We start from the raw sequence: 26,116 nt of genomic DNA, 5'->3' as shown, positions 1-26,116 counted from the left end.
TTAATGGTATGTTGTAAAAAGGCAGTCAAGGACATTTGCTTCGACATTTGTGTTCGGAATGTAAAATATGTGTAGCCTATTTTCTATCTTAACGAATACGTCTACCCTTTTTGAATACTGCGGCGCGCGCGGGTACAGAAGCTAGGGCGTGCTGGGCGTTCAATGCCCGAACTAACATGAAGTCAGCCGGATCACCGACGCTTGGCGTTAACTTGCCATTACTCACCCAAGCATACGTGCCCAGCAACCTGTCATCACTGACCCAATTTTCACGTTCAGCCATTCGGGAAGCTCGCTGTAACATATCCCCGTTGCCAAATGGTGACCAGGCATCACGGATGTTATCGGAGCCAAGCATAAAGTTAACATCTGTATCGAGAACTTGGCTTCCTCTCGGCATCGGACGATCAATAGGTACACTAGATACGAGTGTTACTCCGGCATGTTTTAACACATCAAGGGTTGGCTGTACGTCGGATTCCGTTTGCTCCCCCAAGCAATAGGCATGGCTAACCGCTGTTCGATGCTGTAGTCCTGCCTCTCTTGTCAATTCAGCAAATCGCCGTAGGGTAGCTAAACCGGTTTCACCTCCATCATGAAGATGAAGATCGATCCCCTTACCTGCAGCTGTAGCGATATCAAACATCATCTGTAAACTGCGTTCCATATCCCCATCGAGACCTGCCGGGTCAACACCACCAACCAGATCGGCACCCAGTGCCAGAGCCTCCCTCACGATCTGTTCAGATGATGAACGAATGAGCCCTTGCTGTGGAAATGCTACAATCTCAATGTCCATGTAATCACAAAGCTCTTCTCGTACGCGTAGTATGGCCTCCAGATTTCGGAGACCAACCTCAGGATCCACATCAACATGTGTACGAATGCGCGTTGTACCATAATCAATCATTTGTTCCGCAAGAACTTTCGCCCGTTCTCCCACCGTTTGAGTCAATCCACCCAGCAGTTTTTTCTCATAAGCAAGATGTGATTCCAGTGTCTGGAACGGCTCCAGGGGAATCCAGCGTTCACCGATATGATGTTTATCCAGATGACAATGCATATCTGCAAGTGTGGGAAGGTACACAAGCCCGGCAGCGTTCCATGAATCGGCATCGCTGTGGCGAGCCTGTATGATTTGGTCCTGATCCGTGGATTCTGCCACGACCTGTGTAATCTTCCCCTCTTCAATAACCAATGTGTGTGTTCCCGTAGGCAAAAGTACATTATCGATAACTAATTTCATGACATTCTCCATCCTCCACTTTCGTAGTCAGAAGGCGACCCTTCTTCCATACTCCAACAGGCCGCGGTCGTTCAATAATCAGTTCACGCCTGGACTGCACTGGAAATATGACCAGATCGGCCTGTGCTCCAGCTCGAAGACCGTAATTGTCTATTCCCAGTGCCCGTGCTGCACTAAGTGTTGCCATCTCCACCAATGTATCGGCATCCGCTTCACTCCCCATGTAGGCCGTATGGGCAAGCAACCAAGCAATATCGAGCGGATTGCCATTACCAAAAGGTGTAAAGGCATTTTGAATATTGTTGGCGCCGTAGATTACGTTCACCCCTTCGTCCCGCAACAAACTAACCGGCGTTATGCCTCTGCGAGTGTTATCGTTATCCGCTCGGCCATTCAAGTATAGATCTGTTGCAGGAAGAGTCATGACATGGAGATCCGCTTCTGCAATCTTTCTGGCGTATAACTTCACCTTTTCCCATGGCATAGCCGCAAGCGAAGTGACATGGCCAGCCGAAACTCTGCCCTGGAACCCATAATCCAAGGTCTTATTCGCAATGTGAAGTATAGCTTCATCTTCAGGATTTAATGAGAAATCAGCATGAAAATCAAGGGGGCGATTGTGCCGCGAAGCCAGTTCAAAAACAAAGTTCAGATGATCATCCAGTTCAGGATCAACATAAGTAATTCCACCAATTACGTCGGCTCCCATCCGTACTGCCTCTTCCATAAGGTCTGCGGTACCTGGAGCCCTAATGATCCCTTCTTGCGGAAAGACCACAATCTGGATCCCCATCATATGCTCCATTTTTTCTTTTACAGTCAACGCACTATTCATAGCCCGTAGTCCCAGCATGGGGTCCACTTCAACATGACAACGAAGTCTGGTTACACCGTAACTGGACAGTTTTTGGATGACTTCTACGGATCTTTGGATCATATCGAACTCCGTGAACCCCGCCTTAAGCGCAGCTGTCATCGAGATCGCTTCTTGCAATGAGGAAGCATCACCAGGCATGCGATCAAGCAAAAGCGCCTTTTCCAGATGGATGTGTGGTTCAATTAATCCTGGCAGTACGAGACCACCCTTGGCATCAAATATAAATCCATACCGCCCATGATTTTCTTCAAGTTCTCCATGGATCATACTTGTCATGTCACTTATGGATGAACCCCCACCGTCCGAAGACGGCAGGATCTGTTCAATGGTTGTACCATACAATTCTATATTATGAAGTCCATAACTCCCGGGAATCCGGCAATTTTGAATGAGTTGGCGGATCATGTTGACCACTCCTCCGTCCTTATTTCAGAAAGCTTGCGCTATTGATTTCAACAAAACCGGATGGACTAATCCATACCCCATCCACATCTTTGGAGAGGGCTGCCAGATTCTCGCCATTACGGAATGGTAGAATGGGAACATCGTTCAGCTCAAGTTGGATGGCTTTTTCATAAATGGCTGTGCGTTTATCGGGGTCCGTTTCTTTCCGGGCATCCTCAATGAATTGATCCACTTCCGGATTATTATAGAAGGAATGATTACCAGGGACTCCTTTGGAGGTGCTGTGAAACAAGTTAAACTGATTATAATCGGCATCGCCTGTTGCATTTCCCCACCCACTCAGGAACATTTCGGTTTCCCCTTTGGCTGCTGCATCAATGTAAGCTCCAAACTCCAGTACTTTCACCTCAAGGTTAATTCCGATACCTTTCAACTGAGACTGTAATACCTCTGCTACGTTCACTCTTGTTTTGTTATCACTGGTATATAACGTGGCTGAGAACCCCTCCGGATACCCAGCCTCAGCAAGCAAGGACTTTGCTTTGTTCAGATCATAACTGTACCCCTTTACATTGGAACTGTATCCGATCATCGTGGTTCCAAGTGTGGAGTCCGTTACCTTGCCAATATTGTTGTACACGCCGCTGACGATAGATTCCTTGTCCACCGCATATGCTACAGCCTGACGAACCAACGGGTTGTTAAATGGCTCTTTGCTTGTATTAAACCCTATATGGTCCGTAGAAAAAGCCTCGTAACGCCCCAGTTTCATGGTTGAAGATGCTTCAATTCGTGCAATCTCCGTGGAGGGAACCTGCTCTGCTACCTGAGCCTCTCCTGTCTCAACCATGGCTAAGCGGGTCGTATCTTCCGGGACAGTTTTAAACTCCACTTTATCGATGTTTGGTTTGTCACCCCAATAATTTTCATTTTTAGCAAGTACAATTTTGTCTCCTGGTGTCCATGATTCAAATACAAACGGTCCTGTTCCGACAGGTTCCTTCACCATATCTGTTCCCGCCGATTCTATGGAAGCAGGGCTGAGTATATTTCCTTCCGCACTGGCAAGCAGCGACATGATTGGAGCGTAAGGATAATTCAAGATGAACTGAATCGTATGCTCGTCCACTGCCTTCACTTCCTTGATCATGGAGAACATACCTGCTTTGGGTGTCGTCGGAATACGTTCAAACGTTTTTTGAACAGCCTCTGCATTAAAAGGTGCCCCATCATGGAAAGACACTCCCTCACGCAATTTGAACTCCCATGTTGTATCATTCCGTTGTGTCCATTCCGTAGCCAGCAACGGTTGGTACTTGCTGTTCTTGTCCATTAAGACAAGCCCTTCTGTTATTTTATGATGGTATACCGCCATGGAATTAATCTGAGAACTGTACTGAGGGTCCAGATTATTTGCATCACTCTGTCTCGCGATGACCAGTGTACCGCCCGATTGGCGTTCTCCCGGAGAGACCGCTTCGCCACCAGCAGTGGATGTTCCTCCCGATGAACAGGCGCTGATTACAAGTGTCATGGACAATGCCAGCATGCTTCCAACAAACCCTCTTTTTTTCAATATAATCTCCTACTTCCGTTATGAATTAAATTGAATTAAATGATGTAATATTTCTGATTGTTACCCGTTAACAAGATTTCCCTGATATATGAATGCACCTCGCGTTGAACGCCTTGCGATCGCTTCAGCCGAGCAGGAAGCCTGCACAAGAACCGCTGTCGCTGGATCACCAATGAGAGGCCATTGAACATTACCTCGCTCATCTAACGGGGTGATTCCCCCTGTAATATATCCCAGTGTCTCGGCTAATCCCCGTTCTGAACTCCATCTCTCACGCTCAGCCAACCGTCCGGCTCGTTCCAATATGTCCCCACGGCCGAAAGGTCCCCAGTGATCCGTAATGGTATCTTCACCCAATTCAACTCGAACTCCGTATTTCTTCAGAAGAGAATAGGGCATCCAGCGGTTAAGCGGTACAGTTGAGGTTATCGAGATATCCAGTTCCGCAAACCGTTCGGCCAGTTGCACCTGCATCGCTTCTGTAACGTCTGCAAAACCCAGTGCATGGCTCACATTCACTCTCCCCTGCCAACCGGCCTGCTCCGTCATCGCCGCAAGACGATTCATCGTAAATGTGCCCAAATGACCCGGATCATGAATGTGAATATCCACTCCTGCATTAGCTTCCACCGCCAGGTCCATGATGGTAAAGAGAGATTTTTCAATATCGTTATCCACCGTTGCCGGGTCCACCCCGCCTACCCAGCGCGCACCGCGTCGCAGTGCCTCTTTCATTTCTGCAACGACGCCACTTCGTAGAAGACCATGTTGTGGAAACGCCACGGTCTCACACGTGAGACTCTCGCTAAACTGAGCCGCAGCTGACACGGTTGCTTCAAGGTTGGCAAGCCCAATCTGAGGATCAATATTGCAGTGGGTTTGCACATGCGTAACCCCGCTGGATTGAAGAAGAGATAATACTTTCACAGCCCTCTCCTGCGCATGCGGCAATTGCCGTGGCAATAGCTCACGCTCCTCTGCAATTCTTTTGAAAATTCCTTCAGGTGGCGTCGGCGCGATCCAAGGTCCACCGTAATATGTTTTATCAATGTGAATATGCATTTCGCGGAACCCGGGTAAAAGCAGCATCCCTCCCGCATCCCGATCTGAGCTTGGCATGGCCAACTCCGCTTCTCCTTCATTCATCAATTCTGTAGTAACCGTTAACGAATCTGAACTATTACGATCTTCCGTTTTAACGATGCGCATGATTTTTCCGTGTTCGATCCACAGATCAAACAATTCACTTATGGTCCCGATTATTTGATCATTCTCATAACGATACCCTTGTTCCAGACGGACATTGCGTAACCAATACGGTGTATGCTGATGCTGTATAATGCTCCTCATCCCCTTTTTCGTCAAATGATCCGAATCCAATAAACATCCGTAGGTTTGTCAAACAGGCTTAATCATGCATCTTTCGGTGTCCCTTCTGATCATCCCAGATAAGATGTCCTTTGGAGAAAACCGCTTTTCTTGGTGCTCTGCGGGCGACAGCTTCCGCTGCACAACTCGCATCGACCAATATCAAATCTGCCGAATCGCCCGGAACAGGCCACATCCGTTCACCTTGAGCATCCAGTGTTTCTCTGCCTCCCGTGATCAGTCTGAGCGACCGGGCTAACGAGCGTTCATCAATCCAGGCAAACCGTTCTGCGAGTCTCGAAGCTCGTTCCAGAATGTCCCCGTTTCCGAAGGGTTGCCACGTATCATAAATGTTGTCACACCCTGCTTCCACATTCACTCCATGCTCCCACAGCAGAGGCACAGGTGGCAGTGTTCGACCATGAGGCGCACTGGTTATGATGGTTATTCCCGCCTCTGCCAACAGATCTGCTATAGATCGCGCTTCTGCCTCACTGACTTCACCAAGTGCAAATGCATGACTGATCGATACGTTACCCTGCAGTCCTGCCTCCACAGTTAATCTTGCCAATCTCTTCATTGTATAGGTGCCCAAATAATCCGGATCATGGAGATGCAGGTCAATACCTGCACCCGCTTCAACTGCAAGCTCCACCATCAGCTGCAAACTCGCCTCCAGATCTGTGTCCATTGTTGCAGGATCAACCCCGCCGACCAGATGAGCCCCTTTCTGAAGCGCCTCACGAACCAATGCCTTGCTGCCTGAACGCAATAAACCATGCTGAGGGAACGCCACAACCTCATGTGTAATCTCATGACGATAGGAATGGAACAAGTTCAATACGGGTTCCAGTTGTTTCGTTCCTGCTTCAGGATACACATCGATATGGGTCCGTATATGAGTAGAACCTGCTTCAATCAGACGTTGAAGCAGAAGTTCTGCCCTTTGCAACGGCGGTGTGACAAGCTGCGGAAGAAGTCTTTTTTCGATTTCACATCTGCCGGCCACCCCGCTGGCGGGTATAACCGCTTGCCACGGTTCTCCCAGCAACGTTTTATCCAGATGAACATGCTTCTCGGTAAATGAAGGTAACATCAACATTCCTCTGCCATCATACACAGGCTCCGCCAGAATCTGTTCTCCGTCCATGTTGACCGAATTCATCCTGTCAGCCGCAATGACTTGCACAATCAACCCTTCTCTAATCTGTACATGACTAAGTTCTGTTTCCGTACCCCGTACAGCATCCCCGTCATAGACATAGCGGCGTTCAATCTGAACATTAAGCAGCCAGTAGTCTGTTGAATTCATGTAGTCCAATTCGCATCTCCCCCTTCTTAGCTTCTTTTTTGGAGTTGGAGGCTATCAAACCTGCCTTGAATTTCATTCTAGCGATTAATTGTCATGTTTATTTACATGATCTTTACTTAAATTTTCGTTTTTTTTACTTAATGAGTAGAAATCCTTTATTTATCACTATTGTGTGTTAGTTTTATTAACATATCAAGCGAAAAGGGAGGCTCCTATGAATCAATCTGTGATCACACCTGCTGCTCCACACAAGGTAATAAGATCTGGTCAACTCCGTAAGTTTCTTACCCGTATGGCAGCAAACAAACTAGCCTCTGCCGGAGGCCTCATTGTTCTCTTTTATATTATTGTTGCTCTTTTTGCCCCGTGGATTGCTCCATACGATCCTTATAACATTCATCTGCCTGACAAATTACTTCTCCCCTCCTGGGATCACTGGATGGGTACGGATGATAAGGGTCGCGACTTGCTTAGCCGTATCATCTACGGAACACGTTTATCTCTATTAATCGGTGTTGCTGCTGTAAGTATTGGTGCAATCTTCGGCGTGCTTCTGGGTCTGATAGCTGGTTACTACGGTGGCTGGATGGATGCCATTATTATGAGAATCATGGATATCCTTCTGGCCTTCCCAGGTATTTTGCTCGCTTTGGCTATCGTCAGCGCACTGGGAGCAAGCCTGATCAATGTCATGATCGCTGTTGGTGTCTTTTCCATTCCCATGTTCGCACGAATTGTAAGAGGCTCAACACTGACCGTCCGTAAGCTCGAATACATTGATTCCATACGCACGCTTGGCGGAAGTGATCTGCGAATCATTCTCGTGCACATATTGCCCAATATTATGTCGCCTATTATCGTGCAGATTACGTTGCGCCTCGCAACTGCCATTCTATCCGCAGCAGGCCTTTCCTTTCTAGGTCTGGGTGCTCAGCCTCCTTCCGCAGAATGGGGCGCCCTGTTAAGCAGTGGACGTGATTACATGTTCAGTGCCCCATATTTGGCTCTTTTCCCCGGTCTCGCCATATCCACACTCGTGATCGGCTTCAATCTGTTTGGTGATGGTCTTCGGGATGCACTTGACCCCAAATTAAAATAACTTTGCTCATGAAAGGAAGAGAACATCCTATATGCTGACTTACATTGTGCGACGCCTCATTCAGACCGTTCCCGTTATATTTGGCGTCATTCTAGTCGTCTTTCTCATTATGCAGATGGTCCCCGGAGACCCTGCCGTTCTCATCGCTGGAGACGGAGCATCTGAAGAAACGGTACAAGCCATCCGCCATGATCTGGGACTTGATCGACCTCTTCCACTGCAATACATCCAGTATGTACTCGATGTGTTTCGCGGAGATCTGGGAACCTCGTATCGCTCAGACCATCCGGTAATGGACGAAATTATGCTTCGTTTGCCCACCACCATTCAATTGGCACTCGCGAGTATTGTCATCACGATTGTACTCGGTATGATAGCGGGAATTGTATCCGCCACCCGCCAGCATAGTACAGCGGATCGCCTGATTATGCTGGTTGCCCTGCTGGGCATCTCACTCCCCAGCTTCTGGCTGGGCATGATGTTAATCTCCTTTTTCTCCGTCAAATATCATCTATTGCCCGTTACCGGCTGGGGAAGCCTGGAACACGTCATCTTACCTGCTATTACACTTGGTGCTTCGGGAGCCGCCATCGTTGCCCGCATGACCCGTTCCAGTATGCTGGATGTCATTCATCAGGACTACATCCGTACCGCACGGGCAAAAGGTCTGAAAAATAGACTCATTGTTTACAAACACGCCCTCAAAAACGCGCTTATTCCCGTAATCACTGTCATCGGATTGCAATTTGGAACACTGCTTGGCGGGACGGTTCTGGTCGAATCCGTATTTGCTATCAATGGTCTGGGCCGATTGATCGTTGATGCCATCCGTATGAGGGACCTCCCTGTCGTACAAGGAGGCGTACTGGTTGCTTCTGTCATTTTTGTATTCGTGAATCTGGGTGTGGATCTGTTATACCGGTACTTCAATAAAAGAATTGAGATGGATTAAGGAGGAGATTGCATGGTTAGGATCACGCAGGAGAAGTTGCTGGAAGTACAAGGACTGCAAACATACTTTTTTACGGACGAAGGAATTAGCAAAGCCGTTGATGGCATTGATTTCAGTGTATATCGGGGAGAAACATTAGGTCTGGTTGGAGAATCCGGTTGTGGAAAAAGCATGACCTCCCTCTCCATCATGCAGCTTCTAAGTCGTCCGGGAAGAACGGTCGGAGGTCAGATTCTGTTCAAAAATGAGGATCTGCTGACCAAGTCTGAAGAACAGATGCGGCGCATTCGTGGCAAAGAGATATCCATGATTTTTCAAGAGCCGATGACCTCGCTGAATCCTGTTTATACAGTCGGAGAACAGGTTGCTGAGGTATTCAGGCTGCATGAGAACCTGGGTCGGAAAGAAGCTTGGGCAAAAGCTGTTGAACTGTTGCGCATGGTAGGAATACCCTCCCCTGAAGAACGCGCGCATCAGGAACCCTTCCAGCTTAGTGGCGGCATGCGTCAACGCGTCATGATTGCAATGGCTATGGCTTGTCAACCTGATCTGTTAATCGCAGACGAACCCACGACTGCGCTCGATGTAACCGTACAATCTCAGATTCTTGATCTGATGAAGCAACTCCAGCAGCGTATGGGCATGTCCATCATCCTGATCACACATGATCTGGGTGTTGTTGCAGAAACCTGTGACCGCGTAGCGGTTCTATATGCAGGACAGATTGTTGAATACGCATCTGTAGATTCCATATTTGATAACCCCAAACATCCATACACCCAGGGACTGCTTCAGTCACTGCCAAGGATCGATGAGGACCAGGAAGAGTTGTTAGCCATCCCGGGAACTGTTCCGAGTCCTTATGATCTGCCTTCAGGTTGCCGATTCGCCCCCAGATGTGCTTTCCGCAAAGATATCTGTTCTATGGCTCAGCCTGAGCTATTGAAAAGTTCCGATGAAGAATCGGTACGATGTTGGATGTATGACGAAAAATGGAGTGACTGTGATGCAAGCGGCCAACCGCACATTTCGAATCAGGAAGGGAGCAAAGTGATATGACAAGCATCCATGTGAACCAACCATTGTCCGCAACGGACATAAAATCTTCGGCACTTTCTAATTCTGATGTCCTTGCGGATATCAGGCATTTGAAACAATACTTTCCGATTCGAGGAGGCCTGCTTGGCAGAGTGGTTCACCATGTCAAAGCTGTGGATGACATCAGTTTTCAAATCTATGCAGGTGAAACGCTCAGCATTGTAGGGGAGTCAGGTTGTGGCAAATCAACAACGGGACGTTCCATCCTGCGACTCGATGACCCTACGAGTGGAGAGATTTATTTTCAGGGCAAAAACATTCTAGAGTTAAACAAAGCTGAGTTAAAGCGAATGCGCAAGGATATGCAGATTATTTTTCAAGACCCCTTCGCCTCTTTAAACCCACGCCAGACCGTACGGCAAATTTTGAAGGAAGCACTGGAAATCCAGAAAGTAGTCCCCCGTAACAAACAGGATGAACGCATCCGTGAACTGATGGACAATGTTGGTTTGCGTACGGAGCATATTGATCGTTTGCCTCATGAATTTAGTGGTGGGCAGCGCCAGCGGATTGGTATCGCTCGAGCACTTGCCCTGGAGCCCCGATTAATTATCTGTGACGAAGCCGTCTCCGCACTGGATGTATCCATTCAGGCTCAAATTATTAATTTGCTTAAAAAACTTCAGAAACAACATCAACTGACCTACCTGTTTATTTCCCATGATCTTGGTGTGGTTCGTCACATCTCTGATCGTGTGATCGTAATGTACCTGGGCACAATCGTTGAGATCGCTGATAAAAAATCACTGTTTGATCACCCGCAACATCCGTATACACGCGCACTGCTGAGTTCCATTCCATCGACGAAACGTAATCAGCCAAAAGATCGTGTTCAGTTAACCGGTGATATCCCTTCTCCCATCCACCCACCTAGTGGATGCCGGTTTCATACCCGTTGTCCATTTGCAGTTGATCGCTGCTCTTCTGAAGTTCCCGAACTGCGCACCATTCATGAGGGACATCAGGCTGCCTGCCATCTGATTTCCTAAAATCATGAATCTTTTTTGGGCACCATTTACAAAATGCTTTCCCTCTATTGAATCACTTACCAAAATAAATTAAGATGACAATACATTTCTCTTTCAACTTCATATTTTAATAATTTTATGATTTACGGATGGCTCTATCAGATTCAATAGACACCCAATGTTAGCATTTAGCATGGAGGACCATCATGATTAATCTTGATCAATTTACCCTCATCGTCCTAATATTCATAATCGCTCCCATTGTGGGGGCGATTGCTCTATTGATTTTGTTTTTTTTCGAGAAACAGCTGGACTTGCTTCGGATGCAAACAAGGCAGATCGAGCTGGAGAAAGAGTCCCAAAAATCACTGTATTTACAGCTTAGTCAACAGATCCAACCTCACTTTATGTTTAACACCCTCAACGTTATTCTCAGTCTGGCCAGACTACGTCGTACCGAACAAGTTGTTGGTGCACTTGAGGTTTTCTCCAAATTCCTCAAATTCAAGTACAATACCGATGAGCCCATGATTCGTCTGGAAGAGGAGATTCGTTATACCGGTCATTACCTGGAGATTCAGCATCTACGCTTTGGTGAACGGTTGCGACTTTTCACAGATTACGATGAGAATGTGCTTAATGCTTTCATCCCTCCCTTTGTGCTTCAAACGATTGTAGAAAATGCGTTCAAACATGGACTTGAACCCAAAATGGGCCCTGTCGAGTTAACCATCCGTTGTCTTCGAAATCAAAAGCAAGTGTTGCTTACCGTAATCGATAATGGTGTGGGTCTCACACCAGCATCCTCAGATGAAGTGATTCAAGGACATGGGCTGGAAAATATCAGAAAGCGACTGCATATCTTTTTTGGTGAGGAGAGTTCTCTCCGCTTATCAGCTGGACCACAAGGAGGAGCTGTCGTTGAGGTCAGTTGGCCCTATACTCAAGAAGAGATATTGAAAGCTCATTAGAAACGGAGAACGATACATCACGAATAGGGGGGACTTCATCATGAATGTATTGCTGGTTGATGACGAGCCTCTGGAACTGGAGCAGCTGGAATTTCTAATTCAGCCTCAATTTCCTTTCTGGCGTCTCTACAAAGCTGCCGATGGAACACAAGCCACATCGATTGGACAAGAAGTACAGATTCAACTCGCCCTGCTCGATATTAATCTCCCTGGCAAATCCGGTCTGCTCGTTGCCGAGGACCTGCGCAGTCTTCACCCCGAAATTCATATTATCATGATCTCTGCACACCACAACTTTCAATACGCTCGTCAATCGATCAAGCTGAAAGTTATGGATTACATCACCAAACCCGTCATTGAACAGGAATTGCTCGAAGTACTACATCAGTTTGATCACAATGACTCGCCGGCCGTGCAGTCCAAAGTCATTCAGGAAGCACTCCAGATTATGCAAAAACAGTTTTCAGGAAAAATCAATCTCTCCGGGCTCGCCTCAGCTGTTCACATGAATCCAACCTATCTAAGTCGACTCTTCCATGAAGAAGTAGGCATCTCTTTCTCTGAATATTTGAATCAATTACGAATGGAGTACGCCAAACAGCTTCTTCACCGTCATTCAGATTTGAATATTGCAGACGTTGCTGAGCGATGTGGCTTTAACAGCCAGCATTACTTCTGCACACAATTCCATAAACATGTGGGGATGCCACCCAAAAAGTTCCGTGAGAAGAGGAGTTAAGATGCGTTACAATCATTTCCGCAACAATTTGGCGGCGCCTATCAAACTGGGGATTGGACTTGGAGCCATTGCGCTGCTTGGGCGATGGCTCACCGGGCTCAATATTGTAGATTCACCTGAAGCATTGATGCGTTATGGCTTGTACGGCACTTTGGGGTACTCTCTCGCGACAGCCCTCGCGCTGATGTTATTTGGATGGCTGGGCAAATATGTGAGAAGCCACTCCGGTGACGCGGCAACACTGAGTCAATGGCTGACAGCCAAACTGACACCTTCAGGTGCTCGTTTGATGACAGGATTTTTTGCGATACTGCTTCTGGAGACGGTTCTCCTGCAAGGAATGGTATCCGGATTCTTCTTTCAGCAATTATTCGGTCTTCCCGAAGTTGCTGGGCGAACGTCTTTTATCGTCATCTGCTCTTTGCTTGCTGGTTTTATTGGATTACAGACACTCTATGCATTGGCTATTCCCCAAGTCATTCTGACTTTCAGCGTTGCCATCATGTTTCCTTTGTTTTATTTTATCCAGCAAGGTGTTGACCCAGTTTACTCTGGAATTCGCCTCTATCATCCTTATATGCTTGTGATTGACAACCATTCTGCCCTGCTTTTTATCGCAACGGGTGTATTGGTTGGTCTGGGACAGGTTATCGCTGATCCCGCTACTTGGCAGCGTCTATTTCACATGGAACGATCCAAAATTGTGCCAGCATTTATGATGTCAGGCATGATGTATGCGACGGTGCTGATGGCTTTTCTACTGCTCGTGATGGTCTCTATTCATTCTGGTGGGCTGGCCAATATACCGTCTCTGATCTATCCGCTATTGTCCATTACCCATTCACCCGTTTTGTTCGGAATGTTGATTATATGTCTAATCCTGATGTTCACGGTGTCCTATATCAGCCGGTTTCAAGCCGTTCTGAAATTATGTATGGAACAATTCAACCTTGCCAACTCTGGTGAAAAACGTACCCGGAACATCATCATTTGCATGGCCATGTTTATAGCAACTATCATTTCCCTTTCCGTATCGTTGACCCCGATTCAAATCCTGTATTTGTTCGGATCATTGCATGGATGCATGCTTGGCCCCATGCTGCTCCTGACTTTAATTCACAAGCGCCCACAGGGCATTGCACTTCCTCTTATCACACTGGGGGGATGGATCGCTCAATTTTTGCTGCAGCTGTTTTCCTCTTTTTCGGGGCTTGAACGAATCTGGATTAGCAGTGCTGTATCGGCTGTCCTAACCTGTATTTATCTACTCGTAACGTTAGGTCTTCGTCGCCACACTCAACACACGTCAATGGATTTAGATCGCTAATTCATCAAAGTAAACAAAAAAAGAAGCCCCTTCAGCTAAGCTGGAGGAACTTCACATTTTTTAATATTCACTTACCTCAAACGTCAGCACTCGATCAAACAGGATATAATCCTTCCGACTCTTAAAAGGCCCTTTGTTGTTGTCGTGTTTATCAATCGCATACGAAGCTTTTCCACTTCCCGCTTGTTTGGCTTCATACCAGTTGATAAAATCATTTACTTCGTTCATGCTTAGGTCGAATTCTTGAGATTTATTTTTTTATTGGTTATAAAAAGAAGCCCAAGAAGAATAAAACTCTCCTTGCGCTCCAGATTATAAATCTATTGCATGACCTATTCCCACTCACCTTTTTTGACGTAAATCGCTTCATAAGCAACAATTACATTCGTTTTGTCTTTTACCTTTTGTAAATCATCGAACACAACTTCTTCTTCGCCGTAATCTACTAAACTCGAATCAACTTTCTCGTAGACCCCACAGTCCTTCACATAAATTACATCTGGATGATTAGAATCATATTGTAAGCTTTCCGGAAGATCTTCAGGCAAGATTTCATGCGATTCGGCAACCGTAGTCCTCGGTACCTCTGTAACAGGAACCATTCCAATAACAGCTACTACTAAAAGCGATGCCCAGATTTTTTTCTGCATAGGATGTCTATTCTCCAATTCATTTTCCTATATCATACAGTAAATCCGATTAGTAGAATATTTTTTTCATTTTTCTTCGAGTTTAATTTAATTATTGAAACCAGCTTGTTTGTAGTTTTAGCTCCCATTCCTCAAGCCATAAACCGCAATATATCCTCAATCTTCTTCCCATGGGATATCACACCGTAGTTCATCCAACTCATGAAATCTACTTCGTACACATTACCGTTCTTCACCGCGGGCAGGCGTTTCCATTCATCCCTGTCGAGTAGTTCGCGCTCATCTCCTGGTTCAGAAGAATCCCCAGTATCAAAAGTAATCAACAAGTGATCCGCATCAAGTTGACTTAACTGCTCCAATCCAATGGAAATCCTGCGCTCGTGTCTTGTCCATTGCTGCACACGGGAGTGCGGAGTCAGTCCAAGATCCTGATAAATTACAGGTCCAACGTAGCCCTGCTGATCCCCATAAAGCGTAATATCAGACGCTGATATGCGCAAAAATGCTACCGTCTGACCACGCATATAACGTGTTAAACGTCCTTTCGCTTCCAATGCCTTGTCCTCATACGCACCAATTACATCTTGGACCCGATCCACCTTCCCCAATACATCGGCTGTCGATCTCAGAATGGAGCGCCAATCCTCTCCCAGCTGTTCTACGTAAAACGTAGGGGCGACCTGCTCAAAGCGGTCCAGATTCCATCTATGATATCCCTTGTCCAGCATGATAAAGTCAGGTTCATTGCCCAGATTAAACTCTGCATCCATCTGGCTCACATCAAATTCGGGTACGTCATCCAACCCCAGATAATGCTGTCTACCCCAGGAGTGATGGGAACATTGCAATACAGGTTTTATGCCCACGGCCAACAAAAAGTCTTCCAGATACGGAGCAAACACACGAACCTCTTGGCGGTGATGACGGCGATACAACCCGGGTGAAATACCAGCATATTGCTTGAATCGGCGACCAAAATAATACTCGCTGCTGAATCCCACATTCTGAGCAATCTCATGGATGCGATCATCCGTCAGCTGTAATAGTTGCTTCGAGCGCTCCAGCCGAACCGTATTCACATAATCAAGCGGAAGCTTGCCTGTAATCCTTTTGAATTGCCTAGTGTAGCTGGCTCTGGTTAGACCAATATCTGCCGCAAGCTCGTCAACGGTTATCGTCTGATCATAGTGGTCGCCAATGTAACGAATTGAACTTTGAACACGGGCACGGTCATCTGGTGCATCTGTTTCGGGATCACTCTGTCGAAGCAAGGCACGGAACCACTCCTGGAAACGAAGCTGTACCTCCCATTGCTCCAGCCAATCGCCAGTGACCTGTTGACGCAGTATTTGTTCCAAGGCTTCCAGACATGAACTCCACGGACTGTAATTCAGCTGAATAAGAGGGAACGCTTCTTGAGCCTTAATCTCTTTAAGAAACTCATGCTGCTCAGCCTTGATGATCGTAAACGAATGGTCTGAAATATCTTCTTTCACCTCAGCTACACCCAGATCAAGCTTATAATATTGCAAATCACTTTCTGCCCAAGGAGAGCAATCTATCTTAGTGGGTGTTCCCGCTGGAACAAACATAATCATTCCTTTTTCCAAATGATGAGATTCCCGATCCGAGTAAAGCATCGAACCCTTTCCAGACGTTATAACCAATATGGAGTATGTGGATGACATTCTGTGTAAAGAACATTTATCGATATCAGGTTTATTGTGATTTATGTATTCCATCTGCTGAAGCGTGCACAGCCAGGGCTTGGGAATCCATTGTATTATCGTGGGGCACATGTTCATCGTCCTTAACTGAGAATTGTTATCATTTAAAATAGTGTATACGAAAAAAGAAAGCTCTTCAACCCTGACTGAAGAACTTTCTTGCTTATGGGATTATACTATGGAGTCATCTTTTCCAAGAGATCATCAATTTTCATGGAATTCGCTGTAATTGCACCTGATTGCCAATGTGATCTTTCCATGATATACACCTGATTGTTCTTAACCGCCGGAAGGGATTGCCACAACTTGCTGTCAAGCACCTTCAAAGCTTCCTTGTTCTCGGGAGATGACCATTCTCCATTGGAAGGGAAAATAATGAGGTGATCCGCATCAAGTTGTGGAATGGCCTCCTCTGACAATATTTCCTGGTACTCTTCCATCTTACTTACCAATGGATGAGGTGTCAGACCTAACTCCGAATAGATAAATCCAGTGTAGCGATTTTTGATGCCGAACAACGCCAGCGTATTATCATTAACATTCAGCCGGACTACTGCGACGGTCTCGTTTCCAACCGCTTCTTGCAGCCTCGATTCGGCATCTGCAATCTTAGCCTCAAATGCCTCAGCAACCTCTTTACCTTTATCCGGTTTGCCTACAATGTCAGCAATGGTTTTCAGAATTTGATTGGAATCCTGCAGTACGCTCTCGGGCAAGCGATACGTCGGTGCCACCTTCGAATACATCTCATATTTCTCCGCATCTGCTGCACCATCCACAATGATGAGATCCGGATCATATTCCAACAAAGCTTCAATACTGCCCGTAATATCAAATTGCGGAACATCCAGTCCTAAATAATCCTGCACACCCCATAAAGGATGATACCACTGTACTACAGGTGTAATATCAAGTGCCTTCAGATAATCTTCTACATATATTCCAGCAATCCGCTGTGGTTGAACCGGAATCGTCACATCTCCAAATTCATCCTGAACAACTCGTGTCGCAGGCTCTGTCTCGGTTCCGGAAGTATTTTCTCCAGAAGCTGCACTTTCAGTTGCAGGAGTCTGTTCCGCATTCGTAGCAGTATTCGTACTACATCCTGAAATCATGAGACCCATGAGAAGTAATGTGATTGTCCACCCTTTTATACCTTTAATAAAACCTACCATGATACCCTTCACCCCTATATGATCTGTTGATGTAATCGTGAGAATGTAATACATATAACGTATAATGATTATCATTCTCATCTATTGCTTAGGTGAATTGTAACTCATGCTTCAACCGACTCACAATGTACATTTGATGCTATTTTTTTATACAAACGAAAAGAGCCAACGTGGCTTTTCCCCCGCTTATCGCAGGGGCAACCTACCTTGACGATAACTTTCCAGCAGCTTGTTCACAAAGATATCATTCACCGCATCCTGTAACAGTGCAGCGCCAATTAAACCCAGATCATCACTCACATACCCTGCTAACTCAGGCTCGCCAGTGAGAGCTAACGTTTGTTTGAACGCCTGTTCCCTGCATGCGCGCAGCACCTCTTCTTCAGCCACAGCAGTAGCTTGAGCCCATCGTTCAAAGGATTGCATCCACTCGTCAGCAAACGTTGAGGCATCCCTGTCATCCAGGTAAACTTCCACATCCAATCCTTCGAATGTCTGCTGAGTCAGAATCCGTCCTTCGTTAAGTTCCGACAGCAGCTTCTCCACATCTGTTCTGCTCATCGATCTCCCCTCCAGTTCTTCATTATGTCAGATACATCTCAGGTATAACAAAACGCTTCATCATGCGCTTGGGATCAGCTGTAAAATGATCTAATTGAAGTTCCTCATATTCGCTAAGGATACGTTCAAAGATACCTGCGATCACACCACAATCTGCCAAAGCATTGTGCCTGTGAATCCCATCTGTATTCAGATCGTAATATCGAATCAGAAAATCCGTAGAGACGACCTCGGTAATCTCAGGATGAATGTACGTGAACATCGCTTTTGTATCCAATACCTGGTTAGTCAACATCGGGAGACCATACTCATCGCAATGTCGCTTCAAGATGGGCAGATCATATTCATAGCCTGCTTGTGTCACAAGAACGCTATCTCCAATGAATTCCTGAAAGGACTGAAATGCTTCTACAAACGACGGAGCCTCTACCATATCCTCATTCGAAATGCCTGTTAATTTCGCCACAGCTTCTGGTATAGGTTTGTTCGCCCGAGTAAGTAAAGAAAATGTTGTATTACATTGTTGACCTCTTTGGTAATGCATCGCACCAAATTGTGTCACACTCTCCACCACAGGATTAATCCCCGTACCTTCGAGATCAAATATACAGTACATTCTATCCTGTAATGGGGATACAGTTAGATTTTCAATAAAGTATGTATCAGGTAACAGCGTAATTTTCATCCGTTCAACTCACACCTCTCTACTCTCATCAGGGTTAATGCATTTCTCATATATTAACCTTTCACTCCCACAATCGGTTGACCTGGACCAACTTGTGCGTTCCGTCAAACTCCAACTTATAGATATCCGGCATCGTAGTACTTTCCCAGAAGTCATAACCGTAGGAAGAATCATAATGTTGAAAAATAAGCGTCATTACATCTCCATGGGTTCCGATGACTACCTTGTGACCGGCATGTTTATCCAGAATTCTATCGATCACCGCTACTGCCCTTGAGCGAGCCTGTTCACCAGACTCTCCACCAGGATACGCATACGTAGGGTCGCGGTACAACCGCTGCTTGGCTTCACGAAAATTATCGTGCCTCACATCCGAACTCGACAACTGGCGTTCACGCAGATCTTCCTCTGTCACCACAATTCCACCTGACCGCTCTGCCAGAATCTGAATTGTATCCACCGCTCGCCTGTAAGGGCTGGAATAGAACAGTTGAATCTGCTCCCCTTGGAGCAGACTGGCAACCGTTCCCGCATCTTGATGACCTTGTTCTGTCAGCCCACGCTCGCGTTCTCTTCCCTCAACATACCTAGACTCCGCATGTCTGACAAAATACAAAACAGTAATGTCCTCGCTCATCATGCGTTCGCTAATCCTTTCTTCTTCTCAATGACAATCAGGCAGGTACTGTCTGGCAAAGGCGCAGGGGAGCCATCTTCCTTCATGAAGATAATTCGTTCTCCAAGTGCTTCCGTATAACCCTCCTGAAGGAAATGTTCGAAGGTCATCATCTCAGCTTGTTCGCCTAGCGCTTCTAAGATACAGTTCTTATAGTCGGTCGGTGTAAAAATACCGAACTGTTCCTGAATCTCATGCACATATGCCTCTTCACCCCACGTATAAGTGTAGAGAAATTCCATCGCATCGTTGATTGGCATGACGACCTCGTTGTCTGATATTCGTTCATATTTTATCGCTCGTCCCTGAAAATCCTCTGCGTATCGCTCCAGCCAGCGCATCCCATCCAGTTCCAGAAAACGAATCCGGCGCTTCTGTGCCTCCGGTTCACTCATAATACCATCCCGAATCAGAATTCTTCCTCCAGGTGACAGTACACGGAATGAACTTCTCAGCGCTGCCACAACCGTATCGGAATTAAATCTTCGACCGTCCAGTTCAATATATGAATATAATTCATGCAGAATGGATGAGAAAATAACCGTATCCACGGTGCCTGGCTGCACATATTGCTCCAGTTGCAGGGCATCGCCCTTCATGACTTGCCAGCGATGTCCCTCACGCTGTTTTTTGCGTTCCAGCGCTTCAATGACATTCGCTGAGATGTCGATACCGATCGGCTCCACTTCCGGTTTTTCCTGCTCAATCAGATCCAGCAGAATTCCTCCACCTGGACCGATATCAAGTACCCGTTTACCAACGATATAGTCGAGCAGTACTTTTTTATAATCACCGGAGCTGTTCATATCGGACAAATACGTCTCTTCGTTGTGGAACCGGTCATAGGCATCCCGCCGCAATCCGAACAGGTCAAATAACAGCAATACAGCCTTCTCATATAATGGTGACTTTTCCGCTTCAATACAGAATGCGATCAGCTTCTCGGCAGCGGGGGAAAATTCGAAGGTCACGAATAATGTATCCGGCAGATCCACATGACGCTCAGTGCGATGGGTTAGATGGGGATAGACGATCTGCTCCCCTGCCACTATCTGTTCCCATGCGTATTGTTCCAAATATTTTTCAATCATTCGTTTCTTGTAAATGTTGAGCTTCTTGACCCCTTTATAGTCGTAATACATCGTATTCATCAAGGGCTCAAAACTAATATGGCGGACTATATCAGACTGTTTCTCAATGGATGTTGGAGTCATGCTCTCGCTGCGCAGCGTCAACAGGAACACTTTCACCATCTCCTGCAACGAGAAATCCTGCATAGCCGACTCTACATACCACAGCGTACGATGAGCCAGCGGAGCCAGTGCCTGTTCTACATTCAGTTCCGTCTGGAGCTTGGCGTAAGCCGTATCCACAGCTTCTCCCTGCCGAATGGATGAACTTCTTAAGCGGGATAACCGTTCCTTCACGCTCCAGTCCTCATGATCCGGTCCAGTGATAATCCAGCCTACAATTCGCTGTACCTCAGCCTGAACCTGAACCCATAACGCTGGATCAACGCCTGCAATAATGCACTCATTTAATGCCAACAGTATGGTGTGCAGTTCGTCTGTAGTAAGCCATCCTTTGACGATCAAGGCGTGCAGCGGAGCATTCTCGGCAAATGGAATCTCGCCGCGTATGTATTGCCCAATAAGTCCATGCGTAGCAATTAGAGTACGAATAACCTCATGCCTTGGTGTATGTGAAGTCAACACAGCATGCTTGCTCATATCCGCGTTTTTACTTAAGGCATCGCTCAGAGAACCAGGTTGATTTATACTCGTCCCACCGCTCTTACCGATGTCGTTATCCAAGTGGTTTGCCCCTATGTATAGATCGTATAACTGCGCGGATCCCACATTGTGCACAAACAGATTAACGCCCTGCTTTTGCCATACACGCCGCTGCTCCCGTGATCCGGCCTTCGCTGTCTCTGACCAGATTAGAACCTCCTCCAGAATTTCTCGCACCCAAAAAGAAACCTGAAGCTTCTCCAGCACATGCAGTGTACGCTCGGTGTAATCCAGCACCGGATTCGTGCCCTCAAGTTCGGCGATGGAATGAATGCGTTCGAGGTTAATGTGGGGCTGCTCTGCTGCTGCCAGCAGTTGCAGCCATGGCTGCTGGGCTTCCGGCGTGTTACCTGACTTGTATGATTGTATGGCCATTAATGAATGCAGCATGAATTCGTCCCCTCTCGTTCTCTACCCTTATATAAAATCATTAGTTTCGTCTATAGAAGTTGAACTAATCATTAACACGATTACGGAGAGGACAGAAAAAACCTGAAAAAGCGAAGCTAAAAGCTTTCTGCAAGAAAGCTGCATCGGAAGCATACGCTTCGCCTTTATCCCCGGATTTCCCCCTTCGGAAAAGGGAATCGAAAAATCTGGGGATAACAGCGATTGGAAGGTTATTCTGTCATCGTAGTGTTTGCGTAAATAATCTTAAATTCAACTTTTATAACAGACGAAGTCGTTCCTGAACCAACTTGAGCAGCTGTTCCACCCCTTGAGCAGGCAGATCCTCGTTAAGACGTGCAGCAGCAACGGGCAGCATCCAGCATTCAATTGCTTCACGTGTAATGCCGGAAAGATGCATATAATGTTGGATGTAATATTCGATCAGCGATTCACGAGCCGTTTCAAATCCCTTTCGTATAGCAGGCTCTGTATCCTCCGGCAAAGTGCCGCTCATTAATATTACCCAGCTACGAGCCGCATCACCCGCGGGATCTCCTGACATACCAGTCATCCAATCGATAACCCAGTATTGATTGCCAGCTTCACTGAGCATAACATTATCGGGGTGAAAATCGCCATGACAGATCTGCTGTTGATCAGGCAATGTTGTTAAGTATGAGAGGATTCGCGCTTGATCACCCTCTGATAATAATCGAACATTGCGAATCGCTCTGGATAGAATCTGCTTCTGTGAGGGGAGTGTTCCATCATCATCTCGCTCACAGTGAAGTCTGTAATGACATTCAGCCATTTTCAACGCCAACTGCTCTAGTAGCTCAGGCTGCTGAATGATGAGGGATAACAGGGTATTCCCTTGAAGTCGTTCAAAGACAATCCCTGCACGCGGCTTAGTATGTTCTATCAAGGATATTGCTTGTGGAACGGGGAGTCCTTTTTTGTATGCCAACTCACTTATTCTAAATTCATTCTGGACTGCTTCCAGTGGAAAATCCATTCGATATAACTTCATAATGTGCTCGTTCGAATACGTATAGATTTCCGCAGTTCTTCCCTGACCAATTCGCTCCATATCTACCCGCCCTTTTACTCGAACTCACTTCCTCTGACTTTAGAGAAAACCATATAATCCACCAGCGTACCTGTACTGTTCCGCCGCATCTTGCGTAGTGTGCCTTCCAGCGTATAACCCGCCCTTTCAGCTACTTTGGCACTTCGCACATTACGCGCATCACAGCGGATTTCCAGGCGGTTCGCCTCCAGATGCGTAATGGCAAATTGTTCAATGCCTTTCACCGCTTCCGTCATCAAACCCTCACCAGCTCGTGAAGTTCGAATCCAGTAACCAATCTCGAAACAACGTGCATTCCAGTCGATGCGATGTAACCCGCTGCTGCCTACCAATTCATCCGTATGTCTGTCTCGCAGATGGAGCATCAGGTCGGTACGTTCCAGATATTTCAGTCTTGCTCTGCGAACAGTCGCCTCGGACTCTTCCAACGACGGGATCTTCTCCGCAAAAGGCAACCACAACTGCAGCTGCTCCGCACTTTCACGGACCGCTTCATTAAAAGCTGCGCCGTCCCCCCACTGAGGTGCTCGAATCGTGAGACGTTCCGTGTGGAAGCTCTCGGGAATCGTTAGCATAATTGGATTAAATGAAGACGACTCTGTCATGGTTATATCTACTCCTCTACTTGAAATATGGAATCAATGATCAAGGGCAAATTGTCCCTCACAGATACGGCACCAAATACCGAACGAGCATGTACACCCTGATCCCCGAATACCTCCATCATCAGATCGGAGAATCCATTCAGCACTTTATGATGCTCCTGATACGAAGCGGACGCATTAATGAAGCCCTGCACTTTAACCACTCTCTTCACCCGATCCAGTGAACCCAGCACGTCTCGAACAACAGCGAGCACTTCCAGTCCGGCATTCCGGGCAAAATCATATCCCTGCTCAGTTGTGAAGTCTGATCCCAGTTTGCCACGTTCCGAGGTATCAGGTCCTTTCCCGGATACATACATGATTCCATTAACAATAACGGCATTGGCATATTTCGCCGCAGGGGCACTGGCCTGTGGCAAAGTGATCCCCAGTTCATTCAATCTCGTTTCAATCATCGTATACTCGCTCCCTCTCATAAGGTCCTCACGGAACCCGATTCCTTGTTTTCCTGCCTGTAAACTCTTGGTGATAACTGTACGGTTCGCTTAAACATCTTGCCAAAATGAGAGAAGTTACTGAAGCCGGCTAGCCAGGCGATGTCCGTGATGGATTCCTCACTTTCTCGCAGCAAACGCTGTGCTTCCTTCACCCGTAACAGATTCAGATAATCACTGAAGGTAAACCCCGTCGTTTGTTTGAACAATCGACTCAGATAATGCGGACTAATGCGAAACATGCCCGCCACCTCTGGTAATGTCAGTGGCTTCTGATAGTTCTCATTCAGGTAACGCACGACGGCCTGTGTCTTGGGATGAAGAACCGGCTCACGATCATCGGAGCATAACCTGCCCAGGTGCTGATTACGATAGGCATGCAACAACAATTCAATAGCCCGGTGACGCAGTAACAGATTGCTTCCAGGTTGGGGACGAAGCATTTCATCCACCATTTCGCTAGCCATCCGCCCCAAAACCTCCGTGACCTGGGAAGGAAACCTTACAATAGGAATCTCCCAGCAGAAGGGCTCCTTCAAGGCTTCGACTAACTCCGTTGAAATAGCCATGGCTGCAAAAAGCTCAGGCTTCAAATACAGCACCATCCGCTCATGGTCCGGCATGCCACTCTCCAAGGTCTTGTGAACCGTATTGCGGTCAACAAACACCAGATCACCAGCCTTTACCCGGTAGGTCCGGTCCCTAATGAAATAGATACGCTCGCCAGACAACAGGTAATACAACTCATAATGATCATGCAGGTGGTCATCCGTCATCGAGAAGTATCCAATGCGACGATCATATTCAATATGTAATAAATCCGTGGGATCATGAAAATCTGCACTGAAAGGTTCTGTCATGTCGGCCTCTCTCCTTTCCATAAATTATAGCAAAATATGCGGCATTTGAAAGCGGTTACGCATAAAATGCGGCGAAAGAAGTACTCCCTTGTTATAGTCTAAAGCTATATTCAAGGAGGCGATAGACATGAGTAACAAGAAACGTTATGTATTAGTTGGAACCGGCGGCCGCGCGGAATTCTTTTATGGTGCATTAACCCGGGATTACAGGAATACTTCCGAGCTTGTCGGCTTTTGTGATATAAATCAAGTCCGCATGAATTACGCGAATCAACTGTTGAAGGAAAAGTACAATTATCCCGAAGTACCCACTTATCCTGCAGATCAGTTTGATCAGATGATTGAGAACGAGAAGCCTGACTATGTCATCGTAACCAGCGTTGACCGTACCCATCACAAATACATCATTCGCGCGATGGAACTGGGTTGTGACGTTGTCACCGAGAAACCAATGACGATCGATGAGGAAAAATGCCAAGACATTCTGGATGCCGTCAAGCGGACTGGCCAGAATGTCAGAGTTACCTTTAACTACCGTTATGCGCCGCACCATACGAAGATTCGGGAACTTATTCTGAATGATACCATCGGAAAAGTCACGTCCGTTCACTTTGAATGGCTGCTGAATACCCGCCACGGGGCAGATTATTTCCGCCGTTGGCATCGGGACAAGCGTAACAGCGGCGGACTGCTCGTTCACAAATCCACCCATCACTTCGATTTGGTGAATTTCTGGATCGGCTCGCAACCGGAGACCGTGTTTGCATTCGGTGATCTGATGTTTTACGGCAGAGAAAACGCAGAAGAACGCGGTGTAACGCAGTTCTACAATCGAGCAACCGGTAACCCGATCGCGAAGGAAGATCCTTTTGCACTGCATTTGGATTCGGATGCTCATATGAAGTCCATGTATCTGGATGCCGAATCAGAAGATGGTTATCAGCGGGATCAGAGCGTATTTGGGGATGGTATCAACATTGAGGATACAATGGGTGTTCTTGTGAAGTATCGGAGCAAAGCCATTCTGACGTACTCCCTCGTTGCCTATCAGCCATGGGAAGGTTACCGTATTGCCATTAACGGCACCAAAGGCCGGATTGAGATGAACATTGTGGAGCAATCCTATGTCAATTCATTAGGTGACAAAAGTAAGGAAGGTGCTCTGATCGGTAAAACGTTGCGGGTCCTTCCGATGTTCGGTGCGCCATATGAGGTTGAAGTGGAAGAGAAAGCAGGTGGACATGGCGGAGGTGACCCGGTTCTGCTGAATGATCTGTTTGGAGAGCCTGTTGAAGATCCGTTCCATCGCGCAGCTAACCACGTGGATGGTGCCAGATCCATTCTGACGGGCATTGCGGCCAATCGCGCCATCGCAACGGGTTTGCCTGTCAACGTCACTGATCTGGTTCGTTTCTAAGTCTCCCAGATCTGCAATACATTATTAATTTCATTATAAAGGCTGCGCATATTCC

General features: G+C 46.8%; 24 protein-coding genes and 1 pseudogene. 8 read left to right on the top strand and 17 right to left on the bottom strand.

Annotated elements, in window-relative coordinates:
- Positions 1–88 precede the first annotated feature (88 nt).
- The 5 genes from NKT06_RS12555 to NKT06_RS12535 are packed head-to-tail and all read right to left on the bottom strand — an operon-like array spanning position 89 to position 6,784.
- The gene (locus NKT06_RS12555) at positions 89–1,246 is read right to left on the bottom strand and encodes an amidohydrolase family protein (protein WP_253434449.1); all 1,158 of its coding nucleotides are present in this window, start codon (positions 1,244–1,246) and stop codon (positions 89–91) included.
- Positions 1,227–2,528 (bottom strand): amidohydrolase family protein, encoded by a 1,302-nt coding sequence (locus NKT06_RS12550; protein ID WP_253434445.1) that lies wholly within the window; start codon positions 2,526–2,528, stop codon positions 1,227–1,229. The genes NKT06_RS12555 and NKT06_RS12550 overlap by 20 nt, the downstream gene beginning before the upstream one ends.
- A 19-nt stretch (positions 2,529–2,547) precedes the next feature.
- Entirely contained in the window at positions 2,548–4,104 is a 1,557-nt protein-coding gene (locus NKT06_RS12545) for a glutathione ABC transporter substrate-binding protein (RefSeq protein ID WP_253434443.1), read from the bottom strand.
- A 60-nt stretch (positions 4,105–4,164) separates the two neighbouring features.
- Entirely contained in the window at positions 4,165–5,454 is a 1,290-nt protein-coding gene (locus tag NKT06_RS12540; protein ID WP_253434440.1) for an amidohydrolase, read from the bottom strand.
- A 58-nt stretch (positions 5,455–5,512) separates the two neighbouring features.
- Entirely contained in the window at positions 5,513–6,784 is a 1,272-nt protein-coding gene (locus tag NKT06_RS12535) for an amidohydrolase (protein WP_253442516.1), read from the bottom strand.
- A gap of 214 nt (positions 6,785–6,998) precedes the next feature.
- On the opposite strand from NKT06_RS12535, the gene NKT06_RS12530 reads away from it, so the two are divergent.
- The 7 genes from NKT06_RS12530 (at position 6,999) to NKT06_RS12500 (ending at position 13,938) form a co-directional block, all read left to right on the top strand.
- Positions 6,999–7,883: an ABC transporter permease gene (locus tag NKT06_RS12530; protein ID WP_253434437.1), complete on the top strand. Its 885-nt coding sequence runs from the start codon at positions 6,999–7,001 to the stop codon at positions 7,881–7,883.
- A 31-nt stretch (positions 7,884–7,914) separates the two neighbouring features.
- Complete coding sequence (gene nikB, locus NKT06_RS12525; RefSeq protein WP_253434434.1) at positions 7,915–8,835, top strand: nickel ABC transporter permease; 921 nt, start codon at positions 7,915–7,917, stop codon at positions 8,833–8,835.
- A gap of 12 nt (positions 8,836–8,847) precedes the next feature.
- On the top strand, positions 8,848–9,894 hold the full coding sequence (locus NKT06_RS12520) for an ABC transporter ATP-binding protein (RefSeq protein WP_253434431.1): 1,047 nt from the start codon (positions 8,848–8,850) through the stop codon (positions 9,892–9,894).
- A complete protein-coding gene (locus NKT06_RS12515; protein WP_253434428.1) occupies positions 9,891–10,922 on the top strand; it encodes an ABC transporter ATP-binding protein in 1,032 nt (343 codons plus the stop codon). The genes NKT06_RS12520 and NKT06_RS12515 overlap by 4 nt, the downstream gene beginning before the upstream one ends.
- A gap of 185 nt (positions 10,923–11,107) precedes the next feature.
- Entirely contained in the window at positions 11,108–11,872 is a 765-nt protein-coding gene (locus NKT06_RS12510) for a sensor histidine kinase (RefSeq protein ID WP_253434425.1), read from the top strand.
- A 40-nt stretch (positions 11,873–11,912) separates the two neighbouring features.
- Positions 11,913–12,611 carry a response regulator transcription factor gene (locus tag NKT06_RS12505; protein WP_253434422.1) on the top strand — a complete coding sequence of 233 codons (699 nt, stop codon included), beginning with the start codon at positions 11,913–11,915 and terminating at the stop codon, positions 12,609–12,611.
- Between the two features lies 1 nt (position 12,612).
- Complete coding sequence (locus NKT06_RS12500) at positions 12,613–13,938, top strand: SLC5/6 family protein (protein WP_253434418.1); 1,326 nt, start codon at positions 12,613–12,615, stop codon at positions 13,936–13,938.
- Positions 13,939–13,998: 60 nt separating this feature from the next.
- Here the strand turns inward: NKT06_RS12500 and NKT06_RS12495 are convergent.
- From NKT06_RS12495 to NKT06_RS12440, 12 genes and pseudogenes are all read right to left on the bottom strand, one after another.
- Positions 13,999–14,184, bottom strand: a pseudogene (locus NKT06_RS12495) (hypothetical protein); the annotation flags it as partial.
- 86 nt (positions 14,185–14,270) lie between these two features.
- Positions 14,271–14,588: a hypothetical protein gene (locus NKT06_RS12490; protein ID WP_253434415.1), complete on the bottom strand. Its 318-nt coding sequence runs from the start codon at positions 14,586–14,588 to the stop codon at positions 14,271–14,273.
- 131 nt (positions 14,589–14,719) lie between these two features.
- Complete coding sequence (locus tag NKT06_RS12485; protein WP_301289913.1) at positions 14,720–16,276, bottom strand: AraC family transcriptional regulator; 1,557 nt, start codon at positions 16,274–16,276, stop codon at positions 14,720–14,722.
- 215 nt (positions 16,277–16,491) lie between these two features.
- On the bottom strand, positions 16,492–17,490 hold the full coding sequence (locus NKT06_RS12480; protein WP_253434409.1) for an ABC transporter substrate-binding protein: 999 nt from the start codon (positions 17,488–17,490) through the stop codon (positions 16,492–16,494).
- A gap of 186 nt (positions 17,491–17,676) precedes the next feature.
- Positions 17,677–18,051 (bottom strand): hypothetical protein, encoded by a 375-nt coding sequence (locus NKT06_RS12475; RefSeq protein WP_253434405.1) that lies wholly within the window; start codon positions 18,049–18,051, stop codon positions 17,677–17,679.
- A gap of 22 nt (positions 18,052–18,073) precedes the next feature.
- Entirely contained in the window at positions 18,074–18,736 is a 663-nt protein-coding gene (locus NKT06_RS12470; RefSeq protein ID WP_253434403.1) for a 3'-5' exonuclease, read from the bottom strand.
- Between the two features lie 61 nt (positions 18,737–18,797).
- On the bottom strand, positions 18,798–19,376 hold the full coding sequence (locus NKT06_RS12465) for a histidine phosphatase family protein (protein WP_253434400.1): 579 nt from the start codon (positions 19,374–19,376) through the stop codon (positions 18,798–18,800).
- Positions 19,373–21,595: a class I SAM-dependent methyltransferase gene (locus NKT06_RS12460; protein WP_253434395.1), complete on the bottom strand. Its 2,223-nt coding sequence runs from the start codon at positions 21,593–21,595 to the stop codon at positions 19,373–19,375. The genes NKT06_RS12465 and NKT06_RS12460 overlap by 4 nt, the downstream gene beginning before the upstream one ends.
- A gap of 277 nt (positions 21,596–21,872) precedes the next feature.
- On the bottom strand, positions 21,873–22,685 hold the full coding sequence (locus tag NKT06_RS12455) for a phosphotransferase family protein (protein WP_253434392.1): 813 nt from the start codon (positions 22,683–22,685) through the stop codon (positions 21,873–21,875).
- 14 nt (positions 22,686–22,699) lie between these two features.
- Positions 22,700–23,290, bottom strand: a complete 591-nt coding sequence (locus NKT06_RS12450; protein WP_253434389.1) for a GNAT family N-acetyltransferase — start codon at positions 23,288–23,290, stop codon at positions 22,700–22,702.
- Positions 23,291–23,298: 8 nt separating this feature from the next.
- Positions 23,299–23,745, bottom strand: coding sequence for a RidA family protein (locus tag NKT06_RS12445; protein ID WP_253434386.1), 447 nt, complete (start codon positions 23,743–23,745; stop codon positions 23,299–23,301).
- A gap of 17 nt (positions 23,746–23,762) precedes the next feature.
- The gene (locus NKT06_RS12440; RefSeq protein WP_253434382.1) at positions 23,763–24,644 is read right to left on the bottom strand and encodes an AraC family transcriptional regulator; all 882 of its coding nucleotides are present in this window, start codon (positions 24,642–24,644) and stop codon (positions 23,763–23,765) included.
- Positions 24,645–24,771: 127 nt separating this feature from the next.
- On the opposite strand from NKT06_RS12440, the gene NKT06_RS12435 reads away from it, so the two are divergent.
- Positions 24,772–26,061 (top strand): Gfo/Idh/MocA family oxidoreductase, encoded by a 1,290-nt coding sequence (locus tag NKT06_RS12435; RefSeq protein WP_253434379.1) that lies wholly within the window; start codon positions 24,772–24,774, stop codon positions 26,059–26,061.
- Positions 26,062–26,116 lie beyond the last annotated feature (55 nt).

This window comes from Paenibacillus sp. 1781tsa1 (assembly GCF_024159265.1).
Taxonomy (GTDB): domain Bacteria; phylum Bacillota; class Bacilli; order Paenibacillales; family Paenibacillaceae; genus Paenibacillus.
This window is presented reverse-complemented; position numbering and strand designations above follow the sequence as displayed.